General features: G+C 40.6%; 12 protein-coding genes and 1 tRNA gene. 11 read left to right on the top strand and 2 right to left on the bottom strand.

Features of this window, described 5'->3' with window-relative positions; genetic code table 11:
- The first annotated feature begins 70 nt into the window (after nt 1-70).
- Entirely contained in the window at nt 71-1,390 is a 1,320-nt protein-coding gene (locus tag ACHOLT_RS15970) for a DRTGG domain-containing protein (protein WP_425802566.1), read from the top strand.
- A gap of 63 nt (nt 1,391-1,453) precedes the next feature.
- Here the strand turns inward: ACHOLT_RS15970 and ACHOLT_RS15965 are convergent, their stop codons facing one another.
- Nucleotides 1,454-2,278: a S1C family serine protease gene (locus ACHOLT_RS15965; protein ID WP_425808105.1), complete on the bottom strand. Its 825-nt coding sequence runs from the start codon at nt 2,276-2,278 to the stop codon at nt 1,454-1,456.
- Between the two features lie 76 nt (nt 2,279-2,354).
- Nucleotides 2,355-2,717 (bottom strand): hypothetical protein, encoded by a 363-nt coding sequence (locus ACHOLT_RS15960; RefSeq protein ID WP_425802563.1) that lies wholly within the window; start codon nt 2,715-2,717, stop codon nt 2,355-2,357.
- A 166-nt stretch (nt 2,718-2,883) separates the two neighbouring features.
- Between ACHOLT_RS15960 and ACHOLT_RS15955 the strand changes: the two genes are divergently transcribed.
- The 10 genes from ACHOLT_RS15955 to ACHOLT_RS15910 all read left to right on the top strand — a co-directional run bounded on the left by ACHOLT_RS15955 (nt 2,884) and on the right by ACHOLT_RS15910 (nt 12,773).
- On the top strand, nt 2,884-6,453 hold the full coding sequence (locus tag ACHOLT_RS15955; protein WP_425802560.1) for a DNA polymerase III subunit alpha: 3,570 nt from the start codon (nt 2,884-2,886) through the stop codon (nt 6,451-6,453).
- 96 nt (nt 6,454-6,549) lie between these two features.
- Complete coding sequence (gene coaD, locus ACHOLT_RS15950) at nt 6,550-7,035, top strand: pantetheine-phosphate adenylyltransferase (protein WP_425808103.1); 486 nt, start codon at nt 6,550-6,552, stop codon at nt 7,033-7,035.
- Nucleotides 7,036-7,216: 181 nt separating this feature from the next.
- A complete protein-coding gene (locus tag ACHOLT_RS15945; protein ID WP_425802557.1) occupies nt 7,217-7,417 on the top strand; it encodes a glutamate decarboxylase in 201 nt (66 codons plus the stop codon).
- Nucleotides 7,418-7,425: 8 nt separating this feature from the next.
- The gene (accD, locus tag ACHOLT_RS15940) at nt 7,426-8,352 is read left to right on the top strand and encodes an acetyl-CoA carboxylase, carboxyltransferase subunit beta (RefSeq protein WP_425802554.1); all 927 of its coding nucleotides are present in this window, start codon (nt 7,426-7,428) and stop codon (nt 8,350-8,352) included.
- On the top strand, nt 8,330-9,379 hold the full coding sequence (locus tag ACHOLT_RS15935) for an acetyl-CoA carboxylase carboxyltransferase subunit alpha (protein WP_425802551.1): 1,050 nt from the start codon (nt 8,330-8,332) through the stop codon (nt 9,377-9,379). Before accD ends, ACHOLT_RS15935 begins: the two co-directional genes overlap by 23 nt.
- 170 nt (nt 9,380-9,549) lie before the next feature.
- Nucleotides 9,550-10,752, top strand: coding sequence for a MalY/PatB family protein (locus tag ACHOLT_RS15930; RefSeq protein WP_425802548.1), 1,203 nt, complete (start codon nt 9,550-9,552; stop codon nt 10,750-10,752).
- A gap of 133 nt (nt 10,753-10,885) precedes the next feature.
- A tRNA-Leu gene (locus ACHOLT_RS15925) sits at nt 10,886-10,972 on the top strand.
- 277 nt (nt 10,973-11,249) lie between these two features.
- Nucleotides 11,250-11,840 (top strand): HD domain-containing protein, encoded by a 591-nt coding sequence (locus ACHOLT_RS15920; protein ID WP_425802545.1) that lies wholly within the window; start codon nt 11,250-11,252, stop codon nt 11,838-11,840.
- Nucleotides 11,831-12,199, top strand: coding sequence for a DUF429 domain-containing protein (locus ACHOLT_RS15915; protein WP_425802542.1), 369 nt, complete (start codon nt 11,831-11,833; stop codon nt 12,197-12,199). The genes ACHOLT_RS15920 and ACHOLT_RS15915 overlap by 10 nt, the downstream gene beginning before the upstream one ends.
- Nucleotides 12,200-12,377: 178 nt before the next feature.
- Entirely contained in the window at nt 12,378-12,773 is a 396-nt protein-coding gene (locus ACHOLT_RS15910; RefSeq protein WP_425802539.1) for a YtxH domain-containing protein, read from the top strand.
- Nucleotides 12,774-12,776 lie beyond the last annotated feature (3 nt).

The following is a 12,776-nucleotide window of genomic DNA, read 5'->3' as shown; positions in this document are numbered from 1 at the left end:
TTATGAACAATGGCTTAGGTGTGCTATAATAGTTTCGTAATGTCCTAAAAGAGTGGGGAGCGTTATCAAATTGAGCCAAACAAAACATCAACAGATATTAAGTTTTATTGAAGGACTTGATGTAGGGAGTAAGGTTTCTGTCCGCTTTATCGCGAGAGAGTTAGATGTGAGCGAAGGAACTGCATACCGAGCAATTAAAGAGGCTGAAAATAAAGGCTTTGTTCGTTCGATTCCAAAGGTTGGGACCATTCGCATTGAGGGAGTTAAAGAACGTCAAATCGAAGATTTAACCTTGCGTGAAGTTTGCCAGATCGTTGAAGGAATAGTGCTTTGTGGTTATGAAGACCTTGATCGGACCCCCAATAAATTTATCATTGCTGCCATGGAACGTGAGGCAATGGAGCGTTATCTTGAAGAGGAAACACTCTGTATTGTCGGTAATCGCCATGATGCTCAGCTATTTGCATTGCAGCATGGTGCGCCGCTGCTTATTACAGGCGGACTTGATCCTGAAGAGGATGTCTTAAAATTAGCACGTCAAAAACATCTAACGATTATTCAGTCACCGTATGATACCTTTGCAGTAACTACAATGATCAATCGTGCATTGTATGACCGGTTAATTGAAAAAGAACTAATTTTGGTTGAAGACATTATGGTCAAGGATGTGCAGTATTTAACGACAAAGGCAACGGTTGGGGATTGGTATGAACTTTCTCAAAGATCAAGTCATAGCCGTTTTCCCGTAGTCGATGAAGATATGATTGTTGTAGGGATGATTACGGCAGTCGATGTTGCAGGCGTAGAAATGAAGACTTCTGTTGTGGATGTTATGAATTCGAAACCTTTTGTTGTGGGACGAGATGATTCAGTAACTCATATTTCCAGAATCATGGTCTGGGAAGGCTGGGAAATTGCCGCAGTAGTTGACCAAGGAAAACTTATAGGAATCATCAGTCTTCAAGATGTGATTGAGGCTTATCAGCAAGTTCAAAAACAGCCTCAGTTTGGAGAAACTGTAGATAACTTGATTTTGAGCGGTTTTCGTTACGTTGAAGATCCTGAAAACCTAACTATTGAGGGTGAAATTACTCAATTCATGATCAATGAATTTGGTTCCGCGAGCTGCGGGGTCTTAGTTACAGTAATGAATATGGCAGGATATATCGCTCTTCGTAAACAGCATCGCTTGGATGCAATCACGGAAAACTTTACATTGTACCAACTTCAGCCGCTTATCGTAGGAACTGAGATACGAGTAACGGCAAAACTTCTTTTAGTCGCTAAGAAACATTGTAATATTGAAATCAACGTTTATGAGAAGAATACTCATGATTTAGTTGCAAAAGGTCTGATGACGGCACGCGTTGGCGACAAAAAATTAGCATAATCCATTAAATTTATAAAAGGCCTTGATTGCAAATCAGGGCCTTTTTTGCATAGTGTTATTTAATTATGCCAGAGGAGGCTGCTCAGGTGGATCGTTCGGAGGTAGTGGCGTTTCGGGTTGAACGGTTGCACTACTGATAATGTTTTTTTTCTTTTTCTTTATTACGAAGAAGAAAATAATCACAGCGAAGATCATGACTACTAAGACAAAACCGATAATAAATGGTAAATAATCGTTCAAGTCTAGTCGATTTTTTCCCTCAGATATTGCCTTTTGAGATTTTGAAAGGTAATCCGTTATAGCATAATGTTTCGGAGAAAGACGTTGGACTTCCTCAAATTTAGGGATTGCTTTTTTATAATGCTCCTGCCAGTAAAGTTGAAGGCCCTCCTGCCAACGTTGGGTCACTATTCCAGGTGTATTAATTGCGGCACCGGCTTGGCGGGCAAATTCTAAAAGTGTAGTGGAGGGAATTGCCCAGCCAATACCATCGCTTGAGGTTGCAGTAGCAATGCCAATGACCTTACCGTCTTTTGAGAAGATAGGACCGCCGCTGTTTCCTGGATTGATATTGGCATCGAGTTGTAAAATGGGTCCATTTTCGGAGGACTTTCGGGCAGCAATTGCTCCATTTGTATATGTCGAAACAAGGGCAGAATTATTATCTAAAAAACCGCTTAAATCGGCTTTGCCTGGATAACCCGCAATCACTAATTTATCGGAGGTCTGAGCTTTATCAGATTCATCAATATTGACAATCGGCAGGTTAGTCGCATCAATCTTTACTACAGCAATATCTTTCCCTTCACCAATCGGTGCTCCATAACTTTTTATATCAAAGTTAAAATTATCTCCGCCTGGCAAAATAACTTTGTTCGTCTTTTTTATGTCTCCGCGTTTAGAGGTTGAACGCGCATATTCTAAATCGCTTTTTGCATATTGGTCGTTTTCTTTCGCTTTAAGTTTAGCATAATATCAGCAAGAAAACCTTATCTAGTCGGTCTTCGGCAGCTTTGTCATCGAGCTTTGCAGTTTCAACCACGCGGGCATTTGCTACAATATAGCCATTCTCTGCGATGATCGCTCCTGAACCAGTGCCGCCGTCATAATATTGAAGTTGAGTTTGAATGCCTAAGAAATTTGCCAATTCGGAAGTAACATAATACGTTGCCATGTTAAAGGATACTACCCGGACAACAGCTGGTTTTGTGTATTCGGTTAACATCTTATCCGGATCGACCGCTTGGGAATTTTGTCCACATCCTGCTGCTGGAATGAGGAGAAAAAGAATTAATAGACAAGCAATCAAATACTTTGGCTTAGACATTTAAACAGCCCTCCTAATAAAAATAAGTCGAATTGAAACATTATATGCAACTCAGCATACCTTGAGCATTGCTGAAAGTATGTTGGACAATAGCCAAATATTAGAAGGATTAGACAAGGAGTTAAGTTGACTGCTAAAATAGTTTATAGAACAAAATTAAAGAATAATGCTGGATGTGAGGATCGAAATGGGAACGGATAATGAAATGAACGAGAGTGGAGGATTTACACATCTCCATGTCCATACGGAATATAGCTTGCTTGATGGCGCTTCCCGGATCGGGAAATTGGTTCAGCGGGCGGCGGATCAGGGAATGACATCTCTTGCCATTACGGATCATGGCGTAATGTATGGGGTGATCGATTTTTATAAAGCGTGTCACAAAGCAGGTATTAAACCGATCATTGGCTGTGAGGTATATGTTGCACCGCATGGACGGAAGGAACGTATTCCGGGCAGAGATGAAAAAAGCCGGCATCTCGTTTTGCTGGCAGAAAACGAGGAAGGATACCATAATTTATTGCGTTTAGTCACGCTTGCTCATGTGGAAGGATTTTATTATAAACCTAGGGTAGATAAAGAGTTGCTGCGAAGCTATAGCAAGGGACTGATTGCGCTCAGTGCCTGTCTCGCGGGTGAGGTGTCAGAGTGCCTTTTGAACAATCGTTTCGAGAACGCCTGCCAAGTTGCTCAGGAATACCAGGATATTTTCGGGAAAGGAAACTTTTTCCTAGAGATTCAAGATCATGGATTAGAAGAGCAGCGCCGGGTCAATGCCGGGATGTTCCAGGTGCATGAGAAGACGGGAATACCGTTGGTTGCCACAAATGATGTTCATTATATAAAACGTGAGGATGCCTTTGTTCAAGATGTATTGTTATGTATTCAGACAGGTAAAACGCTAACTGATTCTTCTCGAATGAGTTTTTCGAGTCAGGAATTTTTTCTAAAATCCGAGGATGAAATGAAATTGCTTTTTGGGGAACATCCAGAAGCCTTGCAAAATACTCAGCGGATTGCTGAACGCTGCCAGGTGGATTTTAAATTTGGGGATCATTACTTGCCGGTTTTTCAAGTTCCTGAGGGATATACATTAGATACTTACCTGCGGCAGGAATGTGTTAAAGCCTTTCCTATGTTTTATCCGGAACAGACGCAAGAGCAAAAAGAACGATTGGAATATGAATTAGGGATTATTTCGCAAACTGGATTTTCAGGGTATTTCTTAATTGTTGCAGATTTTTGCCAATATGCCCGTTCACATGGGGTTGCTGTTGGGCCGGGACGCGGATCGGCAGCGGCAAGCATGGTTGCCTATCTTTTAGGGATTACTACGGTAGAACCGCTTCAGCATGATCTGCTTTTTGAACGTTTTCTAAACCCTGAACGAATAAGTATGCCTGATATTGATATTGACTTTGACCCTGAAGGCAGAGAAAGTGTCATCCATTATGTTATGGAAAAATACGGGGAAGATAAGGTTTGTCAAATTATTACCTTCGGAACGATGGGAGCTAAAGCTGCAATTCGCGATGTTGGCCGTGTTCTTGCTATGCCTCTTGCCAGAGTTGACAAAGTCGCAAAGGCAATACCGAATGATCCAGGTATGACTTTGGAAAAGGCGTTAACAGTTTCTCCCGATTTGGCCAAAATGGTTACCGAGGATCAAGAGATCAAACACCTTTATGATTTATCACAAGCTCTTGAAGGGATGCCGAGACATGCTTCAACTCATGCTGCGGGTGTCGTGATCGCTAAAGATACGCTGATGAGTTATATTCCTCTTCAAAAGACGGCCGATGGCAGTTTCTTAATGACACAGTTTCCGATGAAAACAGTTGAAGAAATCGGCCTATTGAAGATGGATTTTTTAGGGCTAAGAAACTTAACAATTTTGCAAACCGCGGTACGTCTAATCAAGCAAACACATAGGATTGAGATAGATCTTCGGACACTGCCCTTCGATGATCCCGCAACGTATGATTTGCTTTCCGCAGGGAACAGCACAGGGGTTTTTCAGCTTGAAAGCGGAGGTATGCGTGCCGTTCTAAGGGAATTGAAACCGACATGCTTTGAAGATATCATTGCTGTTAATGCTCTTTATCGTCCTGGTCCAATGGATCAGATTCCTGAATTTATTCGCCGTAAACACGGGGGTAAAATTAGCTATCTTCATCCTAAACTTGAACCAATCTTGCGCTCAACCTATGGAATTATCGTTTATCAAGAACAGGTTATGCAAATTGCCCGAGATCTAGCGGGATACTCTTTAGGCCGAGCAGATTTACTCCGTCGGGCGATGGGAAAAAAGAAAAAAGAAATCATGGAGGAGGAACGTCAGAACTTCGTCTATGGTCTGCAAAATGAAAATGGTGACTGGGTCATTCCGGGAGCTTTACGTCTTGGAGTCACCGAAAAAGAAGCCGGTGATATCTTCGATTTGATGGCTAAGTTCGCGGAATACGGTTTTAATAAAGGGCATGCGACGGCCTATGCGGTGATTTCATATCAAACAGCTTATTTAAAAGCTAACTATCCTTTGGAATTTACGGCAGCACTCTTGAGCACTGTCATGAATTCATCAGATAAAATTTCTTTTTATATTCAAGAAGCAAAATCTCTAGGAATACAAGTTCTTCCTCCTGATGTTCAAAAAAGCGGAGTTGACTTCAGTATTGAAGGAAAAGGAATTCGCTTCGGAATGGGCGCTATCCGCAATGTGGGTGCAAATGTCGTTGAAAAGATTATCGAAGCGCGTCAGGAAGGACCGTTTAAATCCCTTTATGATTTTTGCATCCGCGTGGATGGGAAAGTTTTAAACAAACGAGTCATTGAAAGTTTACTTAAAGCTGGCGCTTTTGGTTCGCTTTGCGGCCGTGCTCAGGGACTATTAGGACTTGATCAGGTTCTGGAAATGGCACAGCAGCGTCAGAAAGATCGTGACAGCGGGCAGTTTTCATTGTTCGATTTTGGCGGTTTCAGTGATACTGCCGATGAAGGAGTAACTCTCCCCGAGATTGACGAATTTTCTGAACGAGAATTGCTCAATCTTGAAAAGGAGTATTTAGGTCTTTATCTTTCCGGGCATCCGCTTTCCAGCGTTCAGGACAGGCTTAAGACAGCCATTTCCTCGGATATTATGACCTGTCTTGAAATAGAGGAGGATCGGCGGGTCATCCTTGGAGGATTAGTTACAGGGTACCGCACGACGGTAACGAAAAAGGGGGAGATGATGGCAAGCTTTGTGCTCGAGGACTTAACAGGAGCGATCGAGGTCCTTGTTTTTCCGCGTATGTTTGCCCAAGTATCAGGCTTGAATAATGATCAAATCCTAATTGTTGAAGGAAAATATAACGTGCGTGAAGATGAAAAGAAACTTTTTGCCGAGAAAATCTACGACTTAGACCATTTACCTGAACATCGTACACCGCATAATTATCTGAGCAATGCAAATCATAATAATCTGACTGGCAAGATTAAGCAACAAGCAAGTTCAGTTTGCTTAGACCAGAGAAAACTTTTTCTAAGGTTTTCCCAAGAGGGAACGCCCCTTATTGAAAAAGTCTTACCCGTATTGCAAAAGTATGCGGGGTCATTTCCTGTTTATTTTTATTTTGAAGAAAGCAAAAAAGTTATCCAAAGCCGCGAAGAATTTTGGGTTCGTGATTTAGATGGACTAATTAATGATCTTAGTCAAATAATTGGCAAAGAAAATGTTGCATGGAAGGCCAGTTAAGGATAAGCTAATGGTTAAGATCCCATTTCAAATTGTTATTGAGTATATTTAGTTTGTCTATATCGAAGTGACTAATAAGTGGAATGAGGTATGAAAGTGAAAACGGCAATTTATCCTGGTACATTTGACCCCGTTACCAAAGGTCATATGGATATTCTAACTCGTGCGACGGAGCTTTTTGATGAAGTTATTATCGCGGTAGCGGCCGATAGCAATAAAGCAACGCTTTTTACGCTCCAAGAACGGATCAATCTTTTGGAAGAAGCGGTTCGAGACATAGAAAGGGTTAAAGTACGGGGATTCGAAGGACTTACGGTTGAATTTGCCCGTGAATGTGGCTCTAAGACGATTATCCGCGGTTTGCGCGTTGTTGGCGATTTTGAGTATGAGTGTCGGCTAGCGTTAATGAATAAAAAGCTGGCTCCTGATATTGAGACCGTTTTTCTAATGACCAACAGCCAATTTTCCTTTATCAGTTCAAGTGCTATTAAATGGGCAGTCAGTCTCAAGGGAGAAATATCCGAATTTGTACTTCCACATGTAGAACAGGCTCTTTTGGAAAAATATCGACATAATCTCTAGTCAATGGATTTTTGTTTATATTCCTGTTTCTTGCAGAAATTAAGGGGCTATGATATGATAAATTAGGACTCAGCTTAGTAAATATTTAAGAGCTACTTTTAGAATCGAGAAACAGTAACGGTTAGAACATATCCGTCCGATGAGGGTATGTTTCTCTTTTTGAACAAGGAGGATCAGTATTATGTGGACCGTTATTTACATCGCAACAAACAAAGCTATGGCCGAAAAGTATAAGAAGACTCTAACGGATGAAGGAATGCTGGTTCAACTTAGGCCAATTGGTTCGGCACATTTAGGTGAGCATGCTTCTGTTGAAATCCTCGTTCCAGAATCGGAGGCAGAAGAAGCTCATGAGATTTTAACAACCCTTATGGGGAGCTAAGTGAATTTATGTTTAAAGATATATTTCGTAAACCTAAATATGTAACACTGCCGATAACAAGTCCAACAGACAAGCCATCGGAGCATCTGAAGGCAAAGCCTTCAGAAAACCCGTCAAATCGCAAAGAATTGCCAGACGGTTTGTGGGTAAAGTGTCCCAAATGCGGTGAGGTCCTCTTTAACAAGGATTTATCGGAGAATTCCCGTGTCTGTACGACATGTCATTATCACTTTCGAATTTCAGCGAAGGAACGTTTGGAACTATTAGTTGATCCCGGAAGTTTTGAGGAATGGGACAATGAATTACAGTCAAACGATCCCTTGGAATTCCCAGGCTATACGGCAAAGCTGTCAGAAGCAGAAAATAAATCAAATCTAAACGAATCCGTTTTGACAGGAAAAGCAAAGATTGAAGAACTGTCGGTTGTTTTAGCGATCAATGATGGGAACTTCATGATGGGAAGTATGGGTTCGGTTACAGGCGAAAAAATTGCCCGCGCAATTGAACGAGCAATTGAGCTTCGTTTGCCCGTCATTATTTTTTCAACGTCAGGCGGAGCACGGATGCAAGAAGGTATCTTATCCTTATATCAGATGGCAAAAACAAGTGCGGCACTTGAACGCTTATCTGAGAACCGTTTATTGTATATATCCGTACTTACTGATCCAACTTTTGGAGGAGTAACGGCAAGCTATGCTTCCTTAGGGGATATTCAGATTTCCGAACCTGGAGCATTGATTGGCTTTACGGGTCCGCGGATCATAAAACAAACCATGCGGCAAGAACTTCCGCCGGGTGCTCAGACTGCTGAATTTAATCAGGATCACGGACTTATTGATCTAATTGTTGATCGTACTCAAATGCGTTCAGTATTAGCCCGTTTGTTGCGCTATCATCAGGAAGGGGCGGATTATGGCTCAACATTTCGAATTTGAAAAACCAATTTATGAACTTGAACAAAAGATAACTGAACTTCAAGAATTTTCCCAGGAGAAGGCAATTGACTTAACTCAGGAAATCTCAAAACTGCAGCATAAATTAGTACGCGTCAGAAAAGAGATTTATGGCCATTTAGAGCCTTGGCAAAAGGTTCAAGTGGCTCGTCATCCTGAACGCCCTAATTTTTATGACTATGTTCCGTTGATCTTTGATGACTTTATTGAACTTAGAGGGGATCATCTGTTTGCCGATGATCGTGCGGTTGCCGGAGGAATAGCTATTTTTGAAGGGATTCCTGTAACGGTTATTGCTCATGTTAAAGGCAAAGATACCAAAGAGAATATCCAGCGAAATTTTGGAATGCCTCATCCTGAAGGTTATCGCAAAGCGTTGCGTTTGATGGATCAAGCCGATAAATTTAATCGCCCGATTCTAACATTTATTGATACCCCTGGGGCGGCATGTGATTTAGGAGCTGAAGAAAGAGGCCAGGGCGAAGCGATTGCCCGTTGCCTAATTAAGATGTCGGGTTACCGCGTTCCTATTATAAGTACGATTATCGGTGAAGGGGGAAGCGGTGGAGCCTTGGCCTTCGGTGTCGGCAATGTGATAATGATGTTGGAGAATTCGTTCTTCTCTGTTATTTCGCCCGAAAGCTGTGCTTCGATTCTCTGGAAGGATACGGCCAAAGCAAAGGAAGCCGCTTCGTCATTAAAATTCACAGCTCAGGATCTTTTACAATTGGGAGTTGCAGATGAGATTCTGCGTGAACCCCTCGGCGGTGCACATAGAAATATAAATAAAATGGCGGAGGAAATTTCGAAAGGAATTGCCAAACATCTCAAGCAGCTTATCGAACAATCACCGGAAGCCTTAAAACAACAGCGTTATGAAAAGCTTAGAGCGATAGGGACGTTTAAAGAAAGATCACAGGAAGAAAGTTCCTATGATGCGATAAAGTTGATGTGTATGGATAATGGATCTGATGCAGCCGAACTGCATGTTGAACCGGAGATCGGATAAATATCTAGAACGGCTTAGTTTTCAAGAAAATAGGGAGAGCATCTGAATGGGATGCCCTCCTGTTTTTATTTAATGTATTGATTTTCTATCTAAGAATATTACAATACATATATAAATACTAATTTATTATATATCAAATAGAATTGAAAGATTATAAAGAGGTAATTAAAATGGAGAATAATTTTGATGAGGTTATCAACCGCATTGGAACGGAGTGTTCTAAATGGGATGGCTTTGAAAAGCGGTTTCCCGGACTAAATGCAAAGGGTTGCCTGCCGATGTGGGTGGCAGATACTGATTTTAAAGCTCCTAAAAAAGTAATCGAGGCAATCGTCGAAAAGGCTAAATTCGGAATATATGGTTACCCAAAGTCAAAGGGTGAATTCTTCGATTCAGCCGTAATTCAATGGATTGATAAACGTCATGCCTGGAAGCTTAATAAAGAATGGATTGTAGCGACTGCCGGGGTTGTACCGGCACTAACCTATGTCATTCAAGCATTAACTAAAGAGGGTGAAGGAGTTATTATCCAGCCCCCGGTTTATTATCCGTTTAAACGCTGTATTATTAACAATCATCGGGAAACAATAAAAAACCCATTAAGGTTTGATGATCAGAAATTGAATTATGAAATTGACTTTGAAGATTTAGAGCGTAAGGTTAAAGACCCGAACAATAAGCTTTTAATTCTTTGCAATCCCCATAACCCGGTAGGCAGGGTTTGGTCTGAGCAGGACCTGAGAAAGATAGGAGAACTATGCTTAGAAAACGGAGTTATCATCTTTTCCGATGAAATCCATTCGGACCTTATTCTTAAGGGGCATAGTCATACACCTCTTGGCAAGTTAAATGAACAAATCAATCAAAACGTAATCACGGCTTATTCAGGAAGTAAAACCTTTAATCTAGCCGGGCTACAAATTTCAGCGATTATCATTCCTAATGGTAAACTGCGGAGAAAGTATATTCAGCAACTTGAAATTAATAGTGTGAGTGATATTAACATTTTTGGGCTGATTGCTATGGAAGCAGCTTATAAATACGGTGAAAATTATTTACATGAGCTTCTGGATTATGTTGAAGCGAATATCGATTATGCGATTGAATTTACTGAGAAGAACCTGAAAGGGGTTAACATTATAAAACCTCAGGGGACTTATCTTGTTTGGGCTGACTTCAGGGGAACAGGCCTTTCAGCGGATGAAATTGACCGCTTTGTTATAGAAAAGGCCAAAATAGCCGTTGATTTAGGTCGCTGGTTTGGAGAGGAAGGGGCGGGATTTGTAAGATTTAACTTTGCTTGTTCCCGTTCTACTTTGCAAAAGGCACTAAATCAGTTAAAATCAGCATTAGATGATCCCTATATAAAATAATTCAAAATTTAAATGGTTGGCCTGACAAGGTTTCTAAATCGTTTCTTAATCATTAAACGTTTTCTTATATTTTTAGGCTTGACTATTTTTTTCAGAAATGATATTATAACAATCGTCATCTGTCTAAAAACTTGCGAGTGTGGCGGAATCGGCAGACGCGATGGTCTCAAAAACCATTGGGTGAAAGCCCGTATCGGTTCAAGTCCGATCACTCGCACCATATTTTGATATTAAACGGACTTTAACCTTTGTTAAAGCCCGTTTTTGAATTTTCATTAGATTGGTTCACAAAAATTTCACAATTTCAACATAATATAAACACGTTTAATACCTATACTATGTTATGAGATGTTTATTCTTTTTCACAGCTCCTGCCTTCAATGACAGGGCTCTTTTTTTATTTGTAAGTCTCTAATTCTATGGAATTATTATATTTTTACTTTAGTAACATGAATAGAAGCATTTATGTTCAAATAGAAAAAAGATTGGAGAAAAATATGTCCGATTATATATTAACCTATTCTAAGATTAAATTTTATCCTTTGGAACCCCAAAAAGAAGATATTAAGATTGAAGATATTGCTCATGCTTTATCGCTAATGACAAGAGCCAACGGTCATTGTGAGCATTTTTTCTCAGTTGCACAACATTCAATCAACTGCTATAAGGAGGCTAAGGAACGAGGCTGCTCTAAGCGCGTTCAAGTGGGGTGTCTGCTTCACGATGCGAGTGAAAGTTATATTTCCGATTTAACTAGACCTGTTAAACGTAACATACCAGAGTACTTTTCCATTGAAGAAAAACTGCAACGAATCATTTATCATAAGTTCGGGTTGGAAAACTTATCTGAGGAAGAGCTTAAACAAATAGAAGAGATTGATGATACCCTGCTTCATTGTGAGTTTGCGGCATTAATGGACTTTCAAATGTTTGACCCTGCCCCTAAAGTGTTAATCGAGCATGATTTTTCGCAGCGAGAGTTTACGAGCGTTGAAAAGGAGTTTCTTGCCGAATTTAATAAATTAATTGATGTTCGATCTATGAAACGGATAAAACGAAAGCAAGAGCCCAGAATGTCTTGGTTTTAGGGAAAAGTCTTTCAGAACAGTCGTTAGGAATCACAAAAGCCATAAGGCAGGTTGATAAATTTTTGCAGGAGAATCCCCAATGGAAAAATAAGCTTGTAGAAAGTCATCCTGAATTCTGTTTCTCTATACTTAACAATTCAGAGCCTGTCTATGAGAAAAAATCAACGCTAGAGGGACAACAGAAACGTCTCGAAATTCTTCAGCAATATTATCCTCAGGCGAAAGAAGTTGTCGAGAAGTTCTTAGCAGATGGCCCATATCGAAAGAAAATTGATGATGTAATCGACGCACTTTGCTTAGCGGTTATTGGAAAGCTCGGCCTAGAAACGAATTCAGGACTATTCCGGGAAAACCTATGAAAGATAAGAAAGGCCTTTTTATGCAAATGGTTTACGCTCAAGGCTTATTTTTTACCGTAATATTGTTTATTAAAAGGAAAATGTTAGATAATGGCGAAAGCTTTAGTACAGCTATGAAATTAAAGCAGACTTTTCTGAGTTAAGCCGAAATGAGAGTTAATGTAAAGGAGGCAGGAAAATGTCCATTAAAAAATTAATTGATGAAAACAAAAAAAAGAAACAAAGGAGCGCGCGCAAAAAAGCAGCAAAAAATATTGCGTTTGGGGCAGCGGCTGGCACTGTCGTAGGCAGTGCGCTGGGAATTTTACTGGCGCCTAAGGTAGGTAAGGAGACAAGGGAAGATATTGCTGATGGGGTTAAAGATCTTGCCGGGAAGGCAAAGGAAAAGTTCGAAGATGCTAAAGGAAAATTAAGTGATGCTTCGGAACTTATAAAGGATAGAATCAAAAAGCACGAAGATAAAACAGAAACGTCAACAGCAGTTGCCAACATGGATGAAAATCAATCTCAGGATGAACCTGATACTAGAGAAGAAACAAAAGAAATAACTGATTGCGGTGAGGGCAGGGTGTAGAGT

It is taken from the genome of Desulfitobacterium nosdiversum (genome assembly GCF_049860565.1).
Lineage (GTDB): Bacteria > Bacillota > Desulfitobacteriia > Desulfitobacteriales > Desulfitobacteriaceae > Desulfitobacterium_A > Desulfitobacterium_A nosdiversum.
Note: the sequence above shows the minus strand (reverse complement) of the source record. Positions and strands in the feature narration are given on the sequence as shown.